Annotated in this window: 19 protein-coding genes and 1 riboswitch; of the genes, 8 read left to right on the top strand and 11 right to left on the bottom strand. The window is 69.3% G+C overall.

Annotated features, from left to right (window positions below):
• Nucleotides 1–75: 75 nt before the first annotated feature.
• Entirely contained in the window at nt 76–1,746 is a 1,671-nt protein-coding gene (locus ACP690_RS04415) for a diguanylate cyclase domain-containing protein (RefSeq protein WP_426260277.1), read from the bottom strand.
• Nucleotides 1,747–1,897: 151 nt separating this feature from the next.
• Between ACP690_RS04415 and ACP690_RS04410 the strand changes: the two genes are divergently transcribed.
• Nucleotides 1,898–2,362 carry an NUDIX domain-containing protein gene (locus tag ACP690_RS04410; protein WP_426260276.1) on the top strand — a complete coding sequence of 155 codons (465 nt, stop codon included), beginning with the start codon at nt 1,898–1,900 and terminating at the stop codon, nt 2,360–2,362.
• On the opposite strand, the gene ACP690_RS04405 is transcribed toward ACP690_RS04410, so the two are convergent.
• The 3 genes from ACP690_RS04405 to ACP690_RS04395 all read right to left on the bottom strand — a co-directional run bounded on the left by ACP690_RS04405 (nt 2,336) and on the right by ACP690_RS04395 (nt 5,528).
• Entirely contained in the window at nt 2,336–2,806 is a 471-nt protein-coding gene (locus ACP690_RS04405; protein WP_426260275.1) for a hypothetical protein, read from the bottom strand. The genes ACP690_RS04410 and ACP690_RS04405 overlap by 27 nt on opposite strands.
• A 77-nt stretch (nt 2,807–2,883) precedes the next feature.
• Nucleotides 2,884–5,199 (bottom strand): ATP-dependent Clp protease ATP-binding subunit ClpA, encoded by a 2,316-nt coding sequence (gene clpA, locus ACP690_RS04400; protein ID WP_017977423.1) that lies wholly within the window; start codon nt 5,197–5,199, stop codon nt 2,884–2,886.
• A 134-nt stretch (nt 5,200–5,333) separates the two neighbouring features.
• Nucleotides 5,334–5,528, bottom strand: coding sequence for a DUF1192 domain-containing protein (locus ACP690_RS04395; protein ID WP_017977424.1), 195 nt, complete (start codon nt 5,526–5,528; stop codon nt 5,334–5,336).
• A 95-nt stretch (nt 5,529–5,623) separates the two neighbouring features.
• On the opposite strand from ACP690_RS04395, the gene ACP690_RS04390 reads away from it, so the two are divergent.
• Together ACP690_RS04390 and ACP690_RS04385 are read left to right on the top strand one after the other, a co-directional pair.
• Complete coding sequence (locus ACP690_RS04390; RefSeq protein WP_426260274.1) at nt 5,624–6,640, top strand: NAD(P)H-quinone oxidoreductase; 1,017 nt, start codon at nt 5,624–5,626, stop codon at nt 6,638–6,640.
• Between the two features lie 213 nt (nt 6,641–6,853).
• The gene (locus ACP690_RS04385; protein ID WP_020486343.1) at nt 6,854–7,531 is read left to right on the top strand and encodes a DUF1013 domain-containing protein; all 678 of its coding nucleotides are present in this window, start codon (nt 6,854–6,856) and stop codon (nt 7,529–7,531) included.
• A gap of 120 nt (nt 7,532–7,651) precedes the next feature.
• Here ACP690_RS04385 and ACP690_RS04380 read toward each other — a convergent pair whose 3' ends face one another.
• From ACP690_RS04380 to ACP690_RS04370, 3 genes are read right to left on the bottom strand one after another with little or no spacing between them, the layout of a single operon-like run.
• On the bottom strand, nt 7,652–8,518 hold the full coding sequence (locus tag ACP690_RS04380; protein ID WP_426260273.1) for an SMP-30/gluconolactonase/LRE family protein: 867 nt from the start codon (nt 8,516–8,518) through the stop codon (nt 7,652–7,654).
• A 59-nt stretch (nt 8,519–8,577) separates the two neighbouring features.
• Nucleotides 8,578–9,945 carry a sensor histidine kinase gene (locus ACP690_RS04375; RefSeq protein WP_426260272.1) on the bottom strand — a complete coding sequence of 456 codons (1,368 nt, stop codon included), beginning with the start codon at nt 9,943–9,945 and terminating at the stop codon, nt 8,578–8,580.
• The gene (locus ACP690_RS04370; protein WP_426260271.1) at nt 9,942–10,613 is read right to left on the bottom strand and encodes a response regulator; all 672 of its coding nucleotides are present in this window, start codon (nt 10,611–10,613) and stop codon (nt 9,942–9,944) included. The genes ACP690_RS04375 and ACP690_RS04370 overlap by 4 nt, the downstream gene beginning before the upstream one ends.
• A 110-nt stretch (nt 10,614–10,723) precedes the next feature.
• On the opposite strand from ACP690_RS04370, the gene ACP690_RS04365 reads away from it, so the two are divergent.
• A complete protein-coding gene (locus tag ACP690_RS04365; protein WP_426260270.1) occupies nt 10,724–11,452 on the top strand; it encodes a hypothetical protein in 729 nt (242 codons plus the stop codon).
• Nucleotides 11,453–11,658: 206 nt separating this feature from the next.
• On the opposite strand, the gene ACP690_RS04360 is transcribed toward ACP690_RS04365, so the two are convergent.
• From ACP690_RS04360 to ACP690_RS04345, 4 genes are all read right to left on the bottom strand, one after another.
• A complete protein-coding gene (locus ACP690_RS04360; RefSeq protein WP_426260269.1) occupies nt 11,659–12,276 on the bottom strand; it encodes a glutathione S-transferase family protein in 618 nt (205 codons plus the stop codon).
• An 11-nt stretch (nt 12,277–12,287) separates the two neighbouring features.
• Nucleotides 12,288–13,145 (bottom strand): dienelactone hydrolase family protein, encoded by an 858-nt coding sequence (locus tag ACP690_RS04355; RefSeq protein WP_426260268.1) that lies wholly within the window; start codon nt 13,143–13,145, stop codon nt 12,288–12,290.
• Nucleotides 13,146–13,426: 281 nt separating this feature from the next.
• Nucleotides 13,427–15,007, bottom strand: coding sequence for an aldehyde dehydrogenase (NADP(+)) (locus tag ACP690_RS04350; protein ID WP_426260267.1), 1,581 nt, complete (start codon nt 15,005–15,007; stop codon nt 13,427–13,429).
• Between the two features lie 214 nt (nt 15,008–15,221).
• Nucleotides 15,222–16,079, bottom strand: coding sequence for a glucose 1-dehydrogenase (locus ACP690_RS04345; RefSeq protein ID WP_426260266.1), 858 nt, complete (start codon nt 16,077–16,079; stop codon nt 15,222–15,224).
• 130 nt (nt 16,080–16,209) lie between these two features.
• A riboswitch (cobalamin riboswitch) is annotated at nt 16,210–16,416 on the top strand.
• A gap of 136 nt (nt 16,417–16,552) precedes the next feature.
• On the opposite strand from ACP690_RS04345, the gene ACP690_RS04340 reads away from it, so the two are divergent.
• The 4 genes from ACP690_RS04340 (at nt 16,553) to ACP690_RS04325 (ending at nt 21,400) form a co-directional block, all read left to right on the top strand.
• A complete protein-coding gene (locus ACP690_RS04340) occupies nt 16,553–18,478 on the top strand; it encodes a TonB-dependent receptor plug domain-containing protein (RefSeq protein ID WP_426260265.1) in 1,926 nt (641 codons plus the stop codon).
• 410 nt (nt 18,479–18,888) lie between these two features.
• A complete protein-coding gene (locus tag ACP690_RS04335; RefSeq protein WP_426260264.1) occupies nt 18,889–19,686 on the top strand; it encodes an ABC transporter substrate-binding protein in 798 nt (265 codons plus the stop codon).
• Nucleotides 19,683–20,639 (top strand): FecCD family ABC transporter permease, encoded by a 957-nt coding sequence (locus ACP690_RS04330; RefSeq protein WP_426260263.1) that lies wholly within the window; start codon nt 19,683–19,685, stop codon nt 20,637–20,639. Before ACP690_RS04335 ends, ACP690_RS04330 begins: the two co-directional genes overlap by 4 nt.
• Nucleotides 20,630–21,400: an ABC transporter ATP-binding protein gene (locus tag ACP690_RS04325; protein WP_426260262.1), complete on the top strand. Its 771-nt coding sequence runs from the start codon at nt 20,630–20,632 to the stop codon at nt 21,398–21,400. Before ACP690_RS04330 ends, ACP690_RS04325 begins: the two co-directional genes overlap by 10 nt.
• Nucleotides 21,401–21,425 lie beyond the last annotated feature (25 nt).

Here is a 21,425-nt window from a genome sequence, read left to right as displayed (position 1 = left end):
CGGCCGTCACGGCCATAGTGTAGCGTGCGTTCGAAAAGCCGCGACCGGCCTGCCACGCTTGGTCAGGTCGATAGGTCAGGCGGCGTCGCTGCGCAGCCCATGCCGCACGCGGTCGCGGCCCGCCGCTTTCGCTTCGAACAGCGCACGGTCGGCGTTGCGGTACATCGTCTTCCAGTCGATTTCGCGATGGAGCGGCCCGACGCAGGTGCCGATGCTGGCGGTGACGCCAAGGTCGAACGGCATGCGATGGCCGCGCAGCCCGTCGAGCACCAATCGTGCGTCGAGCGGCGCGGCGGCGGGCGTCAGGATCGCGAATTCCTCGCCGCCGATGCGCGCGATCAGCGAGTCGGGTGCAGCGACGGAGCGCAGCGCGCGGGCGAAGACGCGCAGCACCTCGTCGCCGCCGTCATGGCCGATGGTTTCGTTGACCGCCTTGAAGTGATCGATGTCGATCAGAACCAATTGGTGTTCGCCCGCCCGTCCCATCGCCGCTTCCAGGAACGCGCGGCGGTTGAGCAGGCCGGTCAGCGGATCGACCGCGGCCAGGCGCAGCGCCGCCACCTCCTGCGCGCGTGCCTCGTCGCGTTCGCGGCTGAGCAGCCGGATGCGATAGGCGATGCCGACCGAGGACATCGACGCTTCCAGCGCCAGCGCGATGAAGGTGGAATTGTCGATCCATAGCTGCCACTTGACCAGGCTCATCGACGCCAGGATGCGGACGACCGCACACAGCACCGGCGGCCCCCAGGCGAGCGCAAACAGCAGCAGGAAGCGGCTGCGCAGCCGCCAGGCGCGCCATATCACCGGCACGGTCAGCGCGACGACCATGCAATAGCCGATCGTACACATCAGATCGGTCACCCCGGCGTAACGGGGCACGAACACGGTGAAGCTTGCCGCCGACAGCAGCAGGAAACCGATGACCACGTTGCTGGCCGGCCGCAGCCAACCGTCGAAGACGCGGCGTTCCATGAACGCGCGCACGAACATCACCGCGCTGGCCGCGATCAGCGCCAGCAGCATATAGCTCAATCGCTGGCGATCGTTGTTGTCCATGCCCGTCAGCTGGCCGAGCAGGCCCGACGCGCTGAGCGCATAGGCGAGCAGGCACAGCACCATGACGCAATAGGCGGGCTGGAATCCCTGGCGCAGCGCCGCCCAGATCGCCAGATTGTAGATCAGCAGCGCCAGGCACATTCCGGCAAAGGCGGCATACAGCGCGACCATCTCGCGATCGCTGTTTTGCGCGGTATGCCGGTCGACCAGCACCGGCGCGACGAGGATGCCGCGACGGTTCAGCGATCCCTCGACATGCCACAGCAATCGGTCCGGCGTGGCGGAATGGGCGGGCAGGGGGATCTGGATCACCGCACCCAATTGCAGCAGCCGCCACGTCGTCCGGCTGGTGAAGGCGACATGGCGGATCGCGCCATCGGTGTAGCGGACGTAGAGCGTCACGCGATCCTGCCACACGCTGCCCTGCCGCAGCAGCTCGCCGGATGCTCCGGCTGGAAGGGGTTGCGACAGCAGCCAGTAACTGCCGGGGCCGAAGGCGCGCTGCGGCGTCGTGCAGTCGAACCGATCGGGCGCGGCGAACAGGGCGGCGGGATTCTGCGATCCGGCGTCGCGCAGCACGCAGGCCTTCAGCGGCGTGCGCGCGTGCGCCGCCGCGGGCAGGATGCAGCAGGCGATCGCGAAGCTCAGCACGATCATCGCGATGCGTCGCCACTGAAAACCTGCCGGCATATGGCGTGTCCTTAGCACCGGTTTTACAAAGCTTCGGTAAACGCGGCCATAGTTGACCTAGATGAAAAATCGCAGCGTTATCTGTGACATATACAGCCGCGTCGGGCCTTTTGGTTGACATTATGCCATGGGGACGGCTGAATCGCGAACCATGGCATCGTCCCCCGACACGGCCCCGGCGCGCACGCCGGGCAAGCAGAGCGAACCCAGGGCCGGCTGCGGTGCGGCGATCGTCGTCGATGGTCGCATCCTGCTGCTGCGCCGGCTGACCGATCCCGAGGCGGGCAGCTGGGGCCTTGCCGGCGGCAAGATCGACCTGTTCGAAACCGCCGAGGCCGCGATGCGCCGCGAAGTGGGCGAGGAATTGGGCATCGTCGTCGGTATGGTGGAACTGCTGTGCTTCGTCGACCAGATCGACGTGGCGGCGGGTACGCATTGGGTTGCGCCCATCTATCGCGTGCTGAGCTTCACCGGCACGCCGCGCAATTGCGAACCGGCCAAGCATGACGGGCCGGTCTGGTATCCGCTGGATGCGCTGCCGCCGAACCTCACCACGCCGACGCGGGCCGCGGTCGCCGCACTGGCGCGATCAGCTGAGGGTGCCGTTCCAGCGTAGCCCGAGCACGGTGATGCGGGTGCGGGTGACGGCGATGCGCAGGTACAGCGGCGGCATCAGCGCCACCTCGGCGAAGCCGGGCGCATGGCCCCCCTCGACGATCAGCGACACCATCCTGGCGACCAGCGCGGCGACGAAGCGGAGGTCGCTGTCGCTGCTGAGCGCCGCCAAATCCGTACGCAGACGCCGGCAGGCATCGTGCGCACTGTCGGTCCAGACCAAGGGCCGCGTCTCCGCATCGCCCTGCGCGTGCGGCTGCGTATCGGCGATCGGGGCGCAAGGGACGAACGTGTCGGCCTGCCGCGCCATCTGCCAGCCGCCCAGCCAGTCGACGATGTGTTCGCTGTCGACCACCCGCCCCGCCGCCAGATCGGCCAGCGCCGCCGCATCGGTGGGATCGGCCGCATCGAGCGGCAGGCCGGCAAGGGGATCGTGCGGGTCCACGCCGGCTGGCTAACACGAAAACGGACCGGATCCGGGTGGATCCGATCCGTTTCGGAGGCAGTTGCGCTATGCCGCGGTTACTTGGCGTCGACGGGTTCCGCCTTGCCCTTCTTGCGCGGCTTCTTCGGCGCGGCGGGTTCGATCGCGAACGACAATGCGCCGTCCTTCATCTTCACCGTCACCTCGCCGCCATGGACCAGCTTACCGAACAGCAGTTCCTCGGCGAGCGGCTGCTTGATCTTTTCCTGGATCAGGCGGCCCATCGGACGCGCGCCGTACAATTTGTCATAGCCCTTCTCGGTGAGCCACGACTTGGCGGCATCGTCCAGGTTGATGTGGACGTTGCGGTCGGCGAGCTGGAGTTCGAGCTGCAGGATGAACTTGTCGACGACGCGCGCGACCACCTCCGGCGGCAGGTAACCGAACGGTACGATCGCATCCAGCCGGTTGCGGAATTCCGGCGAGAACATCTTCTGCACCGCCTGTTCATCCTCACCCTCACGGGTCAGGTTGCCGAAGCCGACCGTCTCACGCGCCATGTCGGCGGCGCCCGCATTGGTGGTCATGATCAGGATCACGTTGCGGAAATCGACGGTCTTGCCGTGCTGGTCGGTCAGGCGGCCGTTGTCCATCACCTGCAACAGGATGTTGAACAGGTCGGGATGCGCCTTCTCGATCTCGTCGAGCAGCAGCACGCAATGCGGGTTCTGGTCGACCGCATCGGTCAGCAGGCCGCCCTGGTCGAAGCCGACATAGCCCGGGGGCGCACCGATCAGCCGGCTGACCGAATGCCGCTCCATATATTCGGACATGTCGAACCGCTGGAGCGGAATGCCCAGGATCGACGACAGCTGCTTGGCGACTTCCGTCTTGCCGACGCCGGTGGGGCCGGTGAACAGATAGTTGCCGATCGGCTTTTCGGGATCGCGCAGGCCGGCGCGGCTGAGCTTGATCGCCGCGGACAGCTTCTCGATCGCCGCATTCTGGCCGAAGACGACGCGCTTCAGATCCGTCTCGAGGCTCTCCAGCGCGGCGCGGTCGTCGGTGCTGACCGACTTCGGCGGGATGCGCGCCATCGTCGCGATGACGGCCTCGATCTCCTTGGCGGTGATCGTCTTCTTCCGCTTGTTGGCGGGCACCAGCATCTGCATCGCGCCGACTTCGTCGATCACGTCGATCGCCTTGTCGGGCAGCTTGCGGTCGTTGATGTAGCGCGCGCTGAGTTCCACCGCCGACTTGATCGCATCGGGCGTGTATTTGACCGAATGATGGTCCTCGAACGCCGAGCGCAACCCGGCGAGGATCTTGATCGTATCCTCGATCGTCGGTTCGTTGACGTCGATCTTCTGGAACCGGCGCAGCAGCGCGCGATCCTTTTCGAAGTGGTTGCGGAATTCCTTGTACGTCGTCGAACCGATGCAGCGGATCGAACCGCCCGACAGCGCCGGCTTCAAGAGGTTCGACGCGTCCATCGCGCCGCCGCTGGTCGCGCCCGCGCCGATGACGGTGTGGATCTCGTCGATGAACAGCACCGCATGGGGCAGCTTTTCGAGTTCGTTGACGACCGCCTTCAGCCGCTCCTCGAAGTCGCCGCGATAGCGCGTGCCGGCGAGCAGCGCGCCCATGTCGAGGCTGTAGATGACGGCTTCCTTCAGCACGTCGGGCACCTCGCCCTCGACGATCTTGCGGGCCAGACCCTCGGCGATCGCGGTCTTGCCGACGCCGGGATCGCCCACGTACAGCGGATTGTTCTTGCTGCGGCGGCATAGGATCTGGATCGTGCGATCCACCTCCGGCCCGCGACCGATCAGCGGATCGACCTTGCCGATCTTCGCCTTTTCGTTGAGGTCGACGGTGAACTGCTTGAGCGCGCTTTCGCTCTTGCCCTTGTCCTGGCCCTTCGCCGGCTTTTCCTCTTCGGCACCCTTGGGGGTGGAGGCTTCGGTCTGCGCACCGCCCTTGCCGACGCCGTGGCTGATGAAGCTGACGGCATCCAGGCGGCTCATGTCCTGCTGCTGCAGGAAATAGACGGCGTAGCTCTCGCGCTCGCTGAACAGCGCGACCAACACGTTGGCGCCGGTCACCTCGTCGCGGCCCGACGACTGGACGTGCAGGATCGCGCGCTGGACGACGCGCTGGAAGCCGCTGGTCGGCGACGGATCGGTCGCGGTGTCGACCTTCAGCGCATCGAGTTCGGTGTCGAGATAATGCGCGACGGTGGTCTTCAGGTCGCCGAGGTTGACGTGGCATGCCTCCATCACCTGGGATGCATGTTCGTCGGCGATCAGCGCAAGCAACAGATGCTCGAGCGTCGCATATTCGTGCCGCCGCGAGGACGCGGCCTCGAGCGCCTTGTGCAGCGTGGTCTCGAGCGCGGGGGCGAAGGATGGCATTCAGCTTACTCCAGTCGGACCGGATCGTGACGCCCGGCCCTTTCCACCTATGTCGGTATCGTTGGGCCGTGCATCAAGCGGCGGGCGGCACACCGGGCGGGGCTGGCGGGAACCCGATCCGGTGCGCGCGTCGCTCATCGCCGGAATAGCGCGTCGGCGCTTGCGCGATGGTTAACGGAGCGTTCGATATGCCGCCGGGTGCGCGCGATCTCGCCCTCCAGCGCGGCGATGCGCGCCTCCAGCTCGGCGACCGACAACGGGTCGAGGTCCTGCCGCAGCAGCAGGCCGAGGGCGTCGTCGGGACGGGAGGGGGCGTCGTCCATATCCATGAAGCGCTAACGTTGACCCCCGCCGGTGCGATGTCAATAAGGCACCATAGGGCGCGCGCTGCGTTTGCGGCGGGCAACAGGGACAGGATGGGCGGATGGACGAACGGCAGCACGGGGCAACGATCCCCGCGACGATGCAGGCGATCGATCCAGAGGCGCATGGCGGGCCGGAGGTGCTGCGGCTGGTGGAACGCCCGGTGCCGCAGCCGCAATCGGGCGAGGTGCTGATCCGCGTCGCTGCCGCCGGTGTGAACCGGCCCGACGTGCTGCAGCGCAAGGGCGGCTATCCGCCGCCGCCTGGGGCGCCGTCGATCATGGGGCTGGAGGTTTCCGGTACCGTCGTTTCCGTGGGCGAGGGTGTCGAGGATACGATGATCGGCCAGCCGGTCTGTGCGCTGATCGCAGGCGGCGGCTATGCCGAATATGCGGTCGCACCCGCCGGCCAGTGCCTGCCGGTGCCGCACGGGCTCGACATGGTTCATGCCGCGGCGATTCCCGAAACGCTCTTCACCGTGTGGACGAACCTGTTCGAACGCGCCTTTGCGACCGAGGGCGACAGCGTGCTGGTTCACGGCGGCACCAGCGGCATCGGCACGATGGCGATCGCGCTCGGCCAATTGTTCGGCATGACGATCATCGTCACCGCCGGATCGGACGCCAAATGCGCCCGCGCGCTGGACCTCGGCGCTGCGCATGCGATCAACTACAAGACCGAGGATTTCGTCGAGCGCGTGAAGGCGATCACCGACGGCAAGGGCGTCACCGCGGTCATCGACATGGTCGGCGGGGACTATGTGCCACGCAACCTGCAATGCCTCGCCGACGACGGCCGCCACGTCTCGATCGCGGTACAGGGCGGCCCGACCGCGACCATCCCGATCTTCGAGATCATGCGCCGCCGCCTGACGCTGACCGGATCGACGCTGCGCCCGCGCGACACCGCGTTCAAGACGCTGGTCGCCGACGAGATCGCGCGCACCGTCTGGCCGCACGTCGAGGCGGGCCGCCTGCGCCCGGTGATCGACAAGGTCTTCCCGCTGGCCGACGCCGCCGCAGCGCATGCGCGAATGGAAGAGGGCGACCATGTGGGCAAGATCGTGCTGACGGTGTGAGGCGGTGCCCGTCACCCAGGACGTGATCCAGGGTCCCGCTTTTATTCCCGCGAGAGGAAGAGGCGGGATCCCGGCTCAAGGCCGGGATGACGGCGAGAAAACCGCGCAATTCCACCACACGCCTTGCCCTTCGCGTGCGCGTACCGTACATCGAAGGGTGCAGCAGGCCGCTCCGGATGGGGCGGCCCTATTTATTTCCGACGGAGTTTTCCCGTGGCCCAGCCGCTCATGCCCCATGCGACCGCTTCCTGGCTGGTCGACAACACCTCGCTGTCGTTCGACCAGATCGCGGACTTCTGCGGTCTCCACATCCTCGAAGTGCAGGCGATCGCCGACGATACCGCCGCGACCAAGCTGACCGGCCGCGATCCGGTGCGCGCGCACGAGCTGACGCAGGACGAAATCGACAAGGGCCAGGCCGATCCCGCCTATCGCCTGAAGATGATCAAGGGCCCCGAGCAGGTCCGCCGCACCAAGGGCCCGCGCTACACGCCGGTGTCGAAGCGTCAGGACAAGCCGGACGGCATCGCCTGGATCATCCGCAACCATCCGGAAATCACCGATGGCGCGATCAGCAACCTGATCGGCACCACCCGCACGACGATCGCGGCGATCCGCGACCGCAGCCATTGGAACATCGCCAACATCACGCCCAAGGATCCGGTGACGCTCGGCCTGACGACGCAGCGCGAACTCGACGCCGCGGTCGCCAAGGCATCGAAGGGCACCGGCGAAGCCGCCCCGGCCGACACCCGCCTGGAAGGCGATCGCGAAGCACTGATCGCGTCGCTGCGCGCCGAGCGCGACGCGGCGAACCGCGAGGTCGATTCCTACGACAACGATCCGGCAGCGGCCGCGCAGGCGCTGTTCCAGGACCCGTTCAAGCGCTGATCTAGCCCGTCACCCCGGCCGAAGAGCCGGGGTCCCGCTTCTGCGAGCGGCCTGAAAAGAAGCGGGACCCCGGGTCAAGCCCGGGGTGACGATATGTTAGGCGGTTCGCTCTGAACCGCCTCACACCACCGCAGGCGTCACCGCGACGCCCGCCACGCCGGGATCGAAGGCGAACAGATTCCCCGCCTCGGGCTGCTCGGCCAGCGCCGCCGCGTCCAGACCCTTGCGCGCGCTCGTTGCGTAGGCCGTGCGCAGATCGGACCCGCCGAACGCGATCTTGGTGATGTTCGACGCCGGCAGCCGCACCGTCCCCATCAGCTGTCCCGCGGGATCGTAGCGGCGCACGCCCCAGCCGCCCCATAAAGCGACCCACAGGCACCCGTCCGCGTCCGCGACCGATCCGTCGGGCCAGCCCGCCCCCTCCTCGATCGTGACGAAGCGCTCTTCCGGCCCCAGCGTGCCGTCGTCGCGGATCGCGGCGCGCCAGATCGTCTTGCCCAGCGTATCGGTGTGGTAGAGCGTCGATCCATGCACGGCCGGCCCGTTGGTGATCGTCACAGCCGGCAGCCCGCTGCATCGGATCGCGCCGCCGTGATGCGCGAACAGCCGGCCGGTATCGGCGCTCTCGCCATCGTCCATCGTCCCGAACCAGATGCGGCCGTGCGAATCGGTTGCCGCATCGTTCAGCCGGTTGTGCGTCGGATGGCCATCGGGCGTGGCATGCGGGCGGAAGGTGCCGTCGGCGGGATCGAAGCGATACAGGCCGCTCTGCAACCCGGCGATCATGCCACCGTCCGCGGCGGGCAATACCCAGCCGACCTGTTCGGGCGCGTCCCAGCGATGCGCGGTGCCGGTCGCCGGATCGAAGCGGTGGACGTGGCGCTGCTTGATGTCGACGAACCACAAGGCCGCGTCGCGGCCGATCCACACCGGGCCCTCGCCCAGCGTCGCCTGGACCGGCAGGACGGATCGAACATCATGGGGCATGGGGAATCATCCTCTCGTCTGTCCTGCGCACCATTCCCGCTTGCGCGGCCGGCGTCTAGTCAGACAAATGCACGCGCCGGCAGGGTCACCTGCGCGACGAGGCCGCCGCCCTCGCGGGCATTCAGCGTCAACGCGCCGCCATGCAGAGTGGCGAGTTCGCGTACGATCGCCAGGCCGAAGCCATGGCCTTCGCCGCGTTCGTCCAGCCGCACGCCCGCCTGGGTCACGCGGCTGCGCTCTTCTTCGGGAATGCCGGGGCCGTCGTCGGTGACGGTCAGCACCAGTCGCCGCGCATCCGCCGGGTCGAGCGACGCGGACGCCTGTACGATGCTGCGCGCATGCTGCGCAGCATTGTCGAGCAGGTTGCCGAGCAGTTCGTCGAAATCCTGCGGCTCGATCGCCGCGACCGGATCGCCGCGGACGTCGGCGGTGATCGCCAGACCACGGTCGCCGTGCAGCCGTCCGATCGCCTGCACCAGATCATCCACCGCGGGGCGCACCGCGGTGCTGGCGCGCGTATCGACGACACCGGCACGGGCGCGGGCGAGGTGATGGCGGATCGTCGCGTCGATCCGCTCGACCTGCGCGGCTCCCTCCGCATCTGCGCGGAGCCGCAACGCCAGCGTCGCGACAGGCGTCTTCAGCGCATGGGCCAAGTTCGCGGCGGACTGGCGCGCGGTGGCGAGCGCCTGCGCGCGATCCGCGGCGAGCGCATTGAGTTCGGCGGCGAGGCCCTGCAGTTCGACGGGCTGGTCCTCATCGACCCGCTCCGCTTCGCCGGCGCGGATCGCGGCGAGTTGCGCGCGCAGTCGGGCGAGCGGCTTCAACCCCAGCCGCAGCTGCACCAGCGTAGCCGTCGCGAGCAGTCCGGCGAGGATCGCCAGCGCGGCAAGCAACGGCACCAGCGCCACGCGCAGCGGCCGCGCGATCACCCCGCGCGGCGCGGCGGCGAACAGCGTCACCGGGCCGCTGCGCGTCGTCAGCACCAGCCGTCGCGCATGCATGCGCGCGCCGCTGGCATCGGTGCCGTCCACGCCCTGCGGCCCTCCATCCGGCAGCGGCGCCGCGCCCGGTGGTGGCGGACCGGGCGGTCCCGGCAGGCGCGGGCCGGGTGGAGCGGCGTCGGGCCGGGGCACGAACCGGTCGGTCGAGCCGATCGCGCCGCCCGGTGCCTCGATCCGCCACAACCAGTCGCGCCCCGCGTCCAGCGCCCCCTGTCGTTGCGCCAGCGCCGCGCGATCGACCCGGCCGTCGCCATCGACGACGCTCGCCATCAGCGCGATTTCGGCATCCAGCCGCCGGTCGATGCCTTCGGTAACGACGCGCTCCAGCACGCCGGCGATCGCCCAGCCGGCAATGCCCAGCGCCGCCAGGATCGCGACCGCCGACAGCAGCAGCATCCGTCCCTGCAACGACCGCGGCATCATGATCCGGAACCCCCGCATGTCAGGCGATAGCCGCGCCCGCGGATCGTCTCGATCCGGTCGGCGCCGATCTTGCGACGCAGCCGGCCGACGATCACCTCCAGGCTATTCGAATCGACATCGGCGTCACCTTCGTAGACGCGCTCGAGCAGGTCGAGCCGCTCGATCACCGCCTCCTTGCGCAGCATGAGGGCCGACAGCACGCGCCATTCGAACGCGGTCAGCTTCAGCGGCAGGCCGTCGAGCTCGAAATGCCCGATCTGCGTATCGAACGACAGGGGCCCGCAGGTCAGCACCGGCTGCGCATGGCCCGCGGCGCGGCGGACGAGCGCGCGCAGTCGCATCATCAGCTCCTCGACGCGGAACGGCTTGACCAGATAATCGTCGGCGCCCGCCTTGAACCCGGCGACCTTGTCCGACCAGCCGTCGCGCGCGGTCAGGATCAGCACCGGCAGCGCGCGCCCCGCCGCCCGCCATTCGCGCAGCACCGTGATGCCGTCCTTGCCGGCAAGCCCCAGATCCAGGACGGCCGCGTCATACGCCTCGGTCTCGCCCAGATGCGCGGCGTCGATGCCGTCGGCGATCAGGTCGACCGCGCAATGTTCGGCCCGCAGCGCACGCGCGATCGCGGGGCCCAGTTCGTCATCGTCCTCGACCAGCAATATCCGCATGACACCCGTCACCTATGGCCCCTGCCTAAACCGAAACTGAACCGCATGGTTCAGCGGGCGTCGGCTGCGAATCGGTAGAACCCCCTCATCGACCCCCAAGGAGACGACAGATGGGTAGGTTCACGAAGCGTATGAAGGAAAAACTGACGCTGGAGCATCGCCAATGGGCGGCGCTGGGCGCAGTGGTGGTGCTCGCCGCGAGCGCGGGCGGCGCCGGTGCGATGGCGATGACGCGGCCGTCGATTGAAATGGCGCCGACCGTCGCCACGCCGATCGCCAAGCTCGCCTCGAGCAGCGGCATCGTCACGGTGAAGGGCCGCGTCGCCGAGGTGTTCGGCAACCGCATCGTCGTGCAGGACGGCAGTGGCCGCGCGATGATCGACGCCGGACCCGATGGCGCGAGCAACCTCACCACCGGCGCGCCGGTGATGGTGCAGGGCCGCTACGACCAGGGTCAGTTGCGGGCGCAGTTCCTCGTCGGCCCGAATGGTGCGGTCGAGGCGGTCGGCCCGGCGCACCCGCCGCACGGCCCCGGCGCGCCGCCCCCGCCTCCGGGTGCCGGCCCTGCCGGCCCGCCGCCGCCCCCGCCGGGTGCCGGCCCCGCCGGTGCGCCCCCGCCGCCACCGCCCGGCGCTGGTCCTGCCGGATCCGGTCCGACCGGCGCACCGCCGCCGCCGCCTGCCGGCGCGAACGGTGTCGCCCCGCCGCCCCCGCCGCCGGGTGCAGCGAGCGCTCCGCCCGCCGCCGGCGCCCCGGTGCCGCCGCCCGCAGGCGCCCGTCCGCCGGCCCCCGCGGCAGGCGCCCCTACCGCGCCGCCGCCCGCCGCTCCGGCGCGCTGACCTGACGAGCCGGCTGCCTTATGGGTGGCCGGCTTTTCCTATGGTCACGCAAAGACGCGAAGACGCGACGTTGGCGCGTTCCGGGCTACGCTCGACCCTGCCCATCGGATCGTGACGGAAACGGCCGCGCGTGCGGCAGGCGCGCCCCCTTCGCGTCTTAGCGTCTTCGCGTGACCAAATGGCCATCACGCGAATCCCAGACGGCTTTACCCCGCTGCGACCGCCGCATCGTCCAGCGCCGCCGCGCGGACCAGCGCCTCGCGGCTCGCCAACCGGCCCGCATATTCCTCGAACGCCGCGCGCTTGGGCAGTGACCCGAACTGAAGCCCCCACATCACCTGCGCCCCGACATAGACGTCCGCCGCGGTGAACCGATCGCCGGCGATGTATGGATGCGCCGCGACCGCGCGCTCCAGCACATCGACCATGCGATCGTAATTGCCGTATCCCGCCATCCGCTCTTGCTCCGCGGTCGGCGCGACGCCCATCGATCGGTTGGTGATGGCGTGCTCCGCCGGACCCGCGGCGAAGAACAGCCAGCGGTAATAATCCGCGCGCTCGTCGTCGGTCGGCGCCAGCCCGGCGTCCGGAAAGGCGTCGGCGCAATAGGCGCAGATCGCCGCGCCTTCGGTCACCACATGGCCGCGATGGACGATCGCGGGCACCTTGGCCATCGGGTTGATCGACCGATACGGTTCGGCCTTCATCGTCGTCGCGTAGTCGAGCAGCACGACGTCGTAGGGCGCGCCGGTTTCCTCGAGCATCCAGCGCGCGATCCGGCCGCGCGACATCGGGTTGGTGTAGAGTGTCAGATCGGCGGGCATCGGGCGTTCCTTCAGAGCTGCTTGCGGAACAGGTCGAGCATCCGGCCCCAGGCGCGCTCGGCCTGCGGCTGGTTGTAGACCTTGCTGTCGATGACGCACCAGCCGTGCATCGCGTCGGCATAGACCTGGATCTCCGCCGGGCGCTTCGCCGCGGCGAAGGCGTCGCGCAGCACGGTCTTGTCGTTGGGGCTGCGGGCATCGTCGTTGCTGGCGATCGCGATCAAATAGCCGCCGGCGAGCTTCGGGATCAGCCGGTGCGGGCTGTCGGCCGCCTCGCTGACGAGGCCGGCGCCGTGGAAGGATGCGCCCGCATGCACGCGGTTCGGCACCGCGGCGGCGGTGCGCAGCACCATCGGCCCGCCCATGCAATAGCCCGCGCTGCCGATGTGCCGCTTGGTGTCGACCTCCTTCTGCTTGTCGAGGAAGGCGACGAAGGTCGTCCCGTCGCGCGTCACCGCATCCGCGGTGAGCGCCGCACGCCACGGCATGATCTTGTCGCGCACCGCGGGCTGGTCGAACGATTCGCCGGGCTGGACGATCGGCGACTTGGTCGACCGGTAGAATTGATTGACGACCAGCACCGCATAGCCTTCGCCCGCCAGCCGGTCCGCCATCTGCCGGAACGCCGGCCGCAGCCCCATGATGTCGGGCCACATCAGCACGCCGGGATGCTTGCCGCTGGCCGGCGCGGTGAAATAGGCGTCGCACTGCCCGTCGGGCGTCGTGATCGTGACGTCGCGGCCCTTCACGGGTTTGGCGTCGGCCGAGGTCGGCAGCAGCGCCGCCATGCCCACCGCACCGGCAGAGGCGCCCAATTGGCGGCGGGTGAGATGGGTGGCGTTATCGGCTTCGGTGATTTCGTCGCACATGCGGCCTCTCCTGATGTTGTGGGGAGGCTAATCGAGTGCGCGTCAAGGCTCCAGCCGGAAAAGCGTTTGGTCAAAGACCTTTGCCTCCACCACCGCCGTCATTCCCGCCTCCGCAGGGATGACGACAGGTGGGGGAATGACGGCCGCCCCACCCACCCCGTCACCCCGGACTTGTTCCGGGGTCCACCGGGCCGCCGGGGGATGGCAAGAGGCTCAAACCAACCCCCTCGCCGCGGAGTGGACCCCGGACCAAGTCCGGGGTGACGGAAGGGGAGCAACCCTTACCGCGGGCTCGCCTCACGCTTGCCGTCCAGCCGCCGTGCGATGCCCCAGGGATTAGCGTCGTCCAGCGCCGCCGGCAGCAGCGCGCCGCTGAGGTTCTGGAAACACACCGGCCGCAGATAGCGCGCGATGGCGAGCGTACCGACCGACGTCGTGCGCCCGTCGCTCGTCGCGGGGAAGGGCCCGCCATGCACCATCGCCGGCGCGACCTCGACACCCGTCGGCCAGCCGTTAGCGAGGATGCGACCCACACGGCGCGCGATCACCGGTACGAGCCGCGCGGCATCGGCCTCGTCGGCGGCATCCATCTGCAGCGTCGCGGTCAGCTGGCCTTCCAGCCCGGCGATGACGCGCGCGATCTCCGCCATGTCGCGGCAGCGCACGACGACCGACGACGATCCGAATACCTCATGGCTCAGCGCGCGGTCGGCGAGGAACGCCTCAGCCGTCGTGTCGAAGATCGCGCCGACCGCCTGGTTGACGCCATCGCCCACCTTGCCGCGCGCGACGGTCTTCACTGCATCATGGCCGGCAAGCGCATCGACGCCCTGTTCGAAGCTCGCATGGATACCCGGCGTCAGCATCGTCGCCGGTGCCGCGTCGGTCATCGCCGTCGCGGCGGAGGCGATGAACGCATCGAGATCGGGGCCGTCGATCGCCAGCACCAGACCGGGGTTGGTGCAGAATTGGCCCGCGCCCATTGTCAGCGACGCGACGAATTCCTTGCCCAGCGCCTCGCCCCGCGCGGCGAGCGCGGCGGGGAACAGTACGACCGGGTTGATGCTCGACATTTCGGCATAGACCGGGATCGGCTCTTCGCGCTCGGCGGCGATGCGGACCAGCGCGAGGCCCCCGCCACGCGATCCGGTGAAGCCCACCGCCTGGATACGTGGATCGCGCACCAGCGCAGCCCCCAGTTCGTTCGTCTCGCCGGGCAGGTACGAGAAGACGCCCGCGGGCAGGCCGCTGTCCTTCACCGCTCGGGCGATCGCCCGTGCGACCAGCTCGCCGGTGCCCGGGTGCGCCGGATGGCCCTTCACCACCACCGGACAGCCCGCAGCGAGCGCCGAGGCGGTGTCGCCGCCTGCGACCGAGAAGGCGAGCGGGAAGTTCGATGCGCCGAACACCGCGACCGGCCCGATCGCGACATTGACGCGGCGCAGGTCGGGGCGCGGCAGCGGCGCACGATCCGGCATGGCGGGATCGATCGTCGCGTCGAGGAAGTCGCCCTGGCGCACCACGCCCGCGAACAGCTTCAGCTGGCCGACGGTCCGCCCGCGCTCGCCCTCCAGCCGCATGCGCGGCAGGCCGCTTTCCGCCATCGCGCGCACGATCAGGTCATCGCCGAGTCCCACGATATTGTCGGCGATCCGCTCGAGGAACGCCGCACGCGTCTCGGGATCGGTCGCGGCAAAGGCGGGGAAGGCGGCATCGGCCAGCGCACACGCCTCCGCCACTGCATCGGCACCCGCCGACGAGAAATCGGGGATCAGCGTCTCGCCGGTCGCAGGGTTGACCGCGGTGAAACGGGTCTCGGCCTGGCGAGTGTCGCCGCCGATCAGCAGGGCGCCGTCGATCATGGATGTGCCTCGTATCGAAGATAATGTCTGACTAATTGTAGGGTGGCACGACGCTGCGGACAATGACCGATTGTTCGGGTGTCGCTACCCATTCCCCAACACCCGTTCGTGCTGAGCGTGTCGAAGCACGGGGTGCCACATGCGCGCCGTCGCCTGTGGCAACGCGCCCTTCGACAGGCTCAGGGCGAACGGGGGTGGGGTGAATGGGCAGCGTTTACAAAAACGCCCGCCCGCCCGTCACCGGAATCGTCGCGCCGGTGATATAGCTCGATTCATCGCTCGCCAGCAGCACATAGGCGGGCGCCAGCTCCGCCGGTTGCGCGGCGCGGCCGAGCGGCGTGTTCTCGCCGAACGTCTTCACGGCTTCGGGCGGCATCGTCGACGGGATCAGCGGCGTCCACACCGGCCCCGGCGCGACCGCATTCACGCGAATCTTCCGCTCCGCGAGCATCTGCCCCAGCCCGGATGTGAAATTGTAGATCGCACCCTTCGTCGTCGCATAGGCGAGCAATTGCTGGTTCGGGTCCTGCGCGTTGATCGACGTCGTGTTGATGATCGACGCGCCTTCGCCCATGTGCGCGACCGCGGCCTTCGACAGATAAAACATGGCATGGATGTTGGTGGCGAAGGTCAGCTGCCATTCCTCGTCGGCGATATCTTCCAGCGTCTCGAAGCTGCGCTGCTGCGCGGCATTGTTGACCAGCACGTCGATGCGGCCGAACGCCTCCACCGCCTTGGCGATCACGGTGCGGCACTGATCAGGCTGCGACAGGTCGCCCGCGACCAGTACCGCCTGCTGCCCCTCCGCCTCGACCAGCGCCTTGGCCGCCTCGGCATCGTCATGTTCATCGAGATAGGCGATCAGCACGTCGGCGCCTTCGCGCGCAAAGGCCAGGGCAACCGCGCGGCCGATGCCGCTGTCGCCGCCGGTGACGATCGTCTTCTTGCCGGCAAGGCGCCCGGAGCCCTTGTAGCTCGACTCACCATGGTCGGGGCGCGGGTCCATGTCGTCAGTACGGCCGGGGATCGCCTGCTGCTGTTCGGGATAGGGCGGGGTGGGGTAATCGGTCATGGGGCACTCCTTCGCTCCGGCCAACCGATCGCGTGCTGACCCGTTCCGGCACATCAACCTGGATCAATGAAGTTGCCCCGACGCCGACACCGCGGCGGCGCGGCATTGACGCCTCGGCCCGTCTGACCGTAAGGGCGCGGCCGTGAAAGGTCCCCGGAGACGGGGTCAAAAGGGAAGCCGGGATGCGCAACGGGAGGCGCGGATCCGGCGCTGCCCCCGCAACTGTGACCGGCGAGCCGGTCCCCATCGAGCCACTGGGTCCGCGACGGATTTGGGAAGGCGGGGACACAGGCGACGACCCGGAAGCCAGGAGACCTACCTTTCGCCGTCGATCCTTCGCGCGGACGGGGTGTGCCGGGCGGACGAGGGAACCCCCTCGATGCGAGCGACATCCGCCGTGCGCGAATGGTCGCGCGCGGTCAAAAAGGCCGCCGCGCGCGATCCGTCGCGTGCGGTCATAAGGGGTGTGCCCAATGACTGTTCGCCTATCTGTTTCCGTTGTCCGTCCGTCGCTGTTGACGGTCGGCCTGCTGCTCGCCGCGCCCGCCGCCGCGCAAATCGCGCCGACCGCTGATCCTGCCAACAGCGACGACATCGTCGTCACCGCGACCCGCGTCGCCCAGCCTGCGGCCGAAGTCGGCCAGGCCGTGACCGTCATCACCCGCGACGAGATCGATCGCCGCCAGACCGTGTCGGTCGCCGATCTGCTGTCGACCACCCCCGGCGTCACCGTGACGCGCAACGGCAGCCTGGGCGGCTTCACTGGCGTGCGCCTGCGCGGCGCCGAGGCGGAACAGACGTTGGTCGTGATCGACGGCATACGCGTCAACGATCCCTCGTCGCCCGGCGGCGGCTTCGACTTCGCGAACCTGCTGTCGGCCAGCGTCCAGCGCATCGAAGTGCTGCGCGGCCCCAATTCGGTCCCCTGGGGCAGCCAGGCGATCGGCGGCGTCGTCAACGTCATCACCGAAGAACCGACCGAGCGGCTGAAGGCGCGCGCCAGCGCCGAATATGGCTATGCCGACAGCGTGTTTGCGCAGGGCGGCATCTCGGGTCGCAGCGGTGCGATCTCGGGCGCGTTGACCGGCGGCTATCTGCGCAGCGACGGCATCTCGGCCGCGGCCAACGGCACCGAGCGTGACGGCTATCGCCAATATGGCGCGACCGGCCGCCTGGGCGTCGACTTCACCGACGGCATCGGCCTCGACCTGCGCGGCTATTGGGCCGACAGCAAGACGCAGACCGACGGCTATCCTGCGCCGAACTATATCCTCGCCGACGACCCCAGCTTCTCGACCGCGAACGAGCTGTACGGCTATGCCGGCCTGCACGCCAATTTCGGCACGTTCCGCAACCGCGTCGCCTTCACCATCGCCGACATCAACCGCGACACCTATGCCAAGCCCGGCGCCACGCCGTCGCCGTTCCGCGGCCGCTCGGAACGCTACGAATATCAGGGCGATTACCAGCCGATCGATCAGGTCCGCATCGTTGCCGGCGTCGAGCATGAAGACAGCCGCTATCGTGATTCGAGCCTGCGCCGCTCGGTCGGCATCACCAGCGTCTATGGCGAAGCGATCGTGAAGCCGTTCGACGCGCTGACCTTCACCGGCGGCATCCGCAACGACGATCATGAGACGTTCGGCAACCACACCACCTTCGGCGCCGACGCCGCGCTGGCGCTGCGCACCGGCACGACGCTGCGGGCGAGCTATGGCGAGGGCTTCAAGGCGCCGACGCTGTACCAGCTCTACAGCCCGTACGGGAACACGCGCCTCGATCCGGAAACCGCGCGCAACTGGGATGCCGGCATCGAACAGGCGCTGCTCGACGGCCGCGCCCGCGTCTCGGCGACCTATTTTAACCGCGACACGCGCAACCAGATCAGCTTCCGCGGCTGTTCGGGCGCCGAGCAGACAACCAGCGGCTCGATCTGCGTCAACCGCCCGTTCGGCGTCTACGACAACATCCAGCGCACCCATGCCGAGGGCGTGGAGTTCGCGATCGGCCTGCGTCCGGTCGATGCGCTGACCGTCTCGGCGAACGTGTCGTACATCGATGCGGAAAACCGCACGCCCGGCACCGCCTTCCGCACCGATCTGCTGCGCCGGCCCAAGGAAACCGCGGCGTTCGTCGTCGACTATCGCCTGCCGTTCGGCCTGGGTATCGGTGGCACCGTGCAGATCGTCGGCGATAGCTTCGACAGTGACAGCTACGGCAGCCGCGTGCGCGTCGACGGCTATGCGCTGGCCAGCGTCCGCGCCGAACTGCCGATCGGCGACCGCCTGTCGATCTACGGCCGCATCGATAACGTCACCGACGCCCGCTACCAGACGGTGGCCGAATACGGCACCTACGGCCGCGCAGCCTATGGCGGCGTGCGCGTGAAGCTGGACTGATGCGGATGCCCTCACCCTTGGCCGGTGTTGCCGCCTCTTCCCTCTCCCGATGGGAGAGGGAGGGAGGCGCGCAGCGCCGGAAGGGTGAGGGTCGTCGCCTGCTGTCGTCTGTGCTTACCTTCCTTCCGTCATTCCCGCGCAGGCGGGAATCCAGACCCGCTACCGTCTCGCAAGCGCCGCAAGGCCAGCCAGTCTGGATCCCCGCCTGCGCGGGGATGACGGGGTGGGTGGGGCGAGTCGCCGCCCTGATATTCACTAGTGGCACTGCGCCGTGGCGGGGGTTCGCCGATCGGGTGCCTCACATTCTCCGTCACCCCGGACTAGTTCCGGGGTCCACTCTGCGGCTAGGGGGACGGCAAGAGGCTCAGGCCACCCCCTCGCGGCCCGGTGGACCCCGGACCAAGTCCGGGGTGACGGCAGGTGTCTGGCTGAGCGCAGCCCTCACCCTAACCGCCTGCGCTCCCCCGCCACACCAGGGCGGCATCGTCTCCACCAACCCTTGCGCCGACGCGATCCTGGCGCAGATCGCGCCCGATCGTCTCGCCGCGGTCAGCCATTATTCGCACGATCCGGCCGCGACCTCGATGCCGCTCGCCCTCGCGCGCCGCTATCCCGCGACCGCCGGCACCGCCGAAGAGGTGATCGCGCGCCACCCCGACCTCGTCGTCACCGACACCTTCGCCCCCGCCGCGACGCGCGCCGCCTATGACCGCGCCGGGCTGAAGGTGCTCACCCTCGATTCCCCCGCCACGATCGCCGCCAGCGAAGCACAGGTGATGCAGATCGCCACCGCCGCCGGCGTTCCCGCGCGTGGGCAGGCGATGGTCCGCGCGATGCAGAGCGCGATCCCACCCGCGACCGGCGCAAAGCCCGCCGCGTTGCTCTATATCTCGGGCGACCTCGCCAATGGCGGCGGCACGCTGCTCGACGATTTGATGACCCGCGCCGGCCTGCGCAACGCCGCCGCGGATTATGGCCTCGCCTTCACCGGTACGCTGCCGATCGAAACCATCGTCGCGCACCCGCCCGCGCTGATCCTCAGCGACGGCGACGGCCGCACGGCCGAGTTGCGCCGCCGCATCCTCGCCCGCAGCGGCGCGCAGGTCGCGGAGGTGCGCTTTCCCCGACATCTGATGAATTGCGGTGGCCCCACCATCGTCCCCGCGCTGCGCCGCCTGTGGGCGATCCGCGCGCAGCTGCTGTCATGAGCCGCGGGCTCCGCCTCACAGGCCTTGCCGCGCTCGTCGTCGCCGGCTTCGCGCTGTCGCTGGTCGCCGGCAAGCAGTGGCTGCCCTGGGGCAGCGACGCCGCCACCGCCATCTTCCTCGAACTGCGCCTGCCGCGCGCGCTGCTCGGTCTGCTGCTCGGCGCGATGCTCGGCGTGTCGGGGGCGGTGCTGCAGGGCTTCCTGCGCAACCCGCTCGCCGACCCCGCCGTGATCGGCGTGTCGTCGTCCGCCGCCTTCGGCGCGGTCGCGGCGATTCTTTATGCCGGTGCGTCCAGCCTCGGCATCTTCGCCGCGGCGATGAGCGCGGCGGTGGCGTCGATGCTGCTGCTCGTCGCGCTCACCTGGCGCAACGCGGACCCGGTCGCCTTCATTCTCGCCGGCACGGTCCTGTCGAGCCTTGCGGGTGCACTCACCGCCTTCCTCATTTCGATCGCGCCAAACCCCTATGCGGTGGCAGGCGTGCTCGACTGGCTGATGGGCGCCCTCACCGACCGCGGCCTCGCCGACCTCGCCCGCGCCGCGCCCTTCCTGATCGTCAGCACGATCCTGCTCGCGGCGGCCGGCCCCGCGCTCGACGCGCTGACGCTGGGGGAGGGGGCGGCCCGTTCGCTCGGCATCCGGCTCGGCCGTGTCCAGGCGCTGGTCGTGCTCGGCATCGGCCTCGGCGTTGGGGCAGGCGTCGCGGCGACCGGCGTGATCGGTTTCGTCGGGCTCGTCGTGCCGCACCTGCTCCGCCCCGTCTTCGGCCACCGCCCGTCCGCGCTGCTGCTGCCGAGCGGCCTCGGCGGCGCGGCGCTGGTGCTGGTCGCCGACAGCCTGTGCCGCCTGGCGCCGGGTGCGGGCGAAGTACGGCTCGGCGTCGCCATGGCGCTGATCGGCGCGCCCTTCTTCCTCGGCCTGCTGCTGCGGCATCGGGGGCGGGCATGGATCTGATCGCGAACCGCCTCTCGGTCGATCTCGGGCCGCGCCGGGTGTTGTACGATGTCGACGCGACCATCCGGCGCGGCCGCGTCACCGTCATCCTCGGCCCCAATGGCGCGGGCAAGAGCACGCTGCTGAAGGCGCTCGCCGGCCTCGTCACCCCGGCCGCGGGCAATGTGACGCTGGAGGGCGCGCCGCTCGCCGCGCTCGCCCCCCGCCAGCGCGCGCGCCGCATCGGCTATCTGCCGCAGGAGGCTGCGGTTCATTGGAACGTCCCCGCGCGCGACGTCGTGGCGCTCGGCCGCGTGCCGCATCGCGCACCTTTCGCCGGCCCGTCGCCCGAAGACCGCGCCGCCATCGACGCTGGGCTCGCCACGACCCATGCCACCGACCTTGCCGACCGCCCTATCGCCGATCTGTCGGGCGGCGAGCGGGCGCGCGTCCTGCTCGCCCGCGTCCTCGCCGGCGAACCCGACTGGCTGCTCGCCGACGAACCGCTCGCCAGCCTCGATCCCGCGCACCAGATCGACATCCTCGATCGGCTGTGCGGCATCGCCGTCGCCGGCCGTGGCGTCGTGCTCGTCCTCCACGATCTCGCGCAGGCCGCGCGCATCGCCGACGACGTCATCCTGCTGCGCGATGGCGGCATCGTCGCCGCCGGACCAGCCAGTTGCACCCTCACCGCCGCGCGCATCGCCGAGGTGTTCGACGTCACCGTCGCCAGCCTGCCCGGCAGTCGCGTGATGGTGCCGATCGGCCGCATTGTCCGCTGACCGTCGGCCCTGAGGCATCGACGCA

The organism is Sphingomonas sp. DC4900 (assembly GCF_049896485.1).
Taxonomy (GTDB): domain Bacteria; phylum Pseudomonadota; class Alphaproteobacteria; order Sphingomonadales; family Sphingomonadaceae; genus Sphingomonas; species Sphingomonas aquatilis.
This window is presented reverse-complemented; position numbering and strand designations above follow the sequence as displayed.

Excerpts from the sequence above, each read along its gene's own strand:
- ACP690_RS04415 (WP_426260277.1), bottom strand. The coding sequence starts at position 1,746 with ATGCCGGCAGGTTTTCAGTGGCGACGCATCGCGATGATCGTGCTGAGC.
- ACP690_RS04410 (WP_426260276.1), top strand. The coding sequence starts at position 1,898 with ATGGCATCGTCCCCCGACACGGCCCCGGCGCGCACGCCGGGCAAGCAG.
- clpA (WP_017977423.1), bottom strand. The coding sequence starts at position 5,199 with ATGCCATCCTTCGCCCCCGCGCTCGAGACCACGCTGCACAAGGCGCTC.
- ACP690_RS04395 (WP_017977424.1), bottom strand. The coding sequence starts at position 5,528 with ATGGATATGGACGACGCCCCCTCCCGTCCCGACGACGCCCTCGGCCTG.
- ACP690_RS04390 (WP_426260274.1), top strand. The coding sequence starts at position 5,624 with ATGGACGAACGGCAGCACGGGGCAACGATCCCCGCGACGATGCAGGCG.
- ACP690_RS04380 (WP_426260273.1), bottom strand. The coding sequence starts at position 8,518 with ATGCCCCATGATGTTCGATCCGTCCTGCCGGTCCAGGCGACGCTGGGC.
- ACP690_RS04375 (WP_426260272.1), bottom strand. The coding sequence starts at position 9,945 with ATGATGCCGCGGTCGTTGCAGGGACGGATGCTGCTGCTGTCGGCGGTC.
- ACP690_RS04370 (WP_426260271.1), bottom strand. The coding sequence starts at position 10,613 with ATGCGGATATTGCTGGTCGAGGACGATGACGAACTGGGCCCCGCGATC.
- ACP690_RS04365 (WP_426260270.1), top strand. The coding sequence starts at position 10,724 with ATGGGTAGGTTCACGAAGCGTATGAAGGAAAAACTGACGCTGGAGCAT.
- ACP690_RS04360 (WP_426260269.1), bottom strand. The coding sequence starts at position 12,276 with ATGCCCGCCGATCTGACACTCTACACCAACCCGATGTCGCGCGGCCGG.
- ACP690_RS04355 (WP_426260268.1), bottom strand. The coding sequence starts at position 13,145 with ATGTGCGACGAAATCACCGAAGCCGATAACGCCACCCATCTCACCCGC.
- ACP690_RS04350 (WP_426260267.1), bottom strand. The coding sequence starts at position 15,007 with ATGATCGACGGCGCCCTGCTGATCGGCGGCGACACTCGCCAGGCCGAG.
- ACP690_RS04345 (WP_426260266.1), bottom strand. The coding sequence starts at position 16,079 with ATGACCGATTACCCCACCCCGCCCTATCCCGAACAGCAGCAGGCGATC.
- ACP690_RS04340 (WP_426260265.1), top strand. The coding sequence starts at position 16,553 with ATGACTGTTCGCCTATCTGTTTCCGTTGTCCGTCCGTCGCTGTTGACG.
- ACP690_RS04330 (WP_426260263.1), top strand. The coding sequence starts at position 19,683 with ATGAGCCGCGGGCTCCGCCTCACAGGCCTTGCCGCGCTCGTCGTCGCC.
- ACP690_RS04325 (WP_426260262.1), top strand. The coding sequence starts at position 20,630 with ATGGATCTGATCGCGAACCGCCTCTCGGTCGATCTCGGGCCGCGCCGG.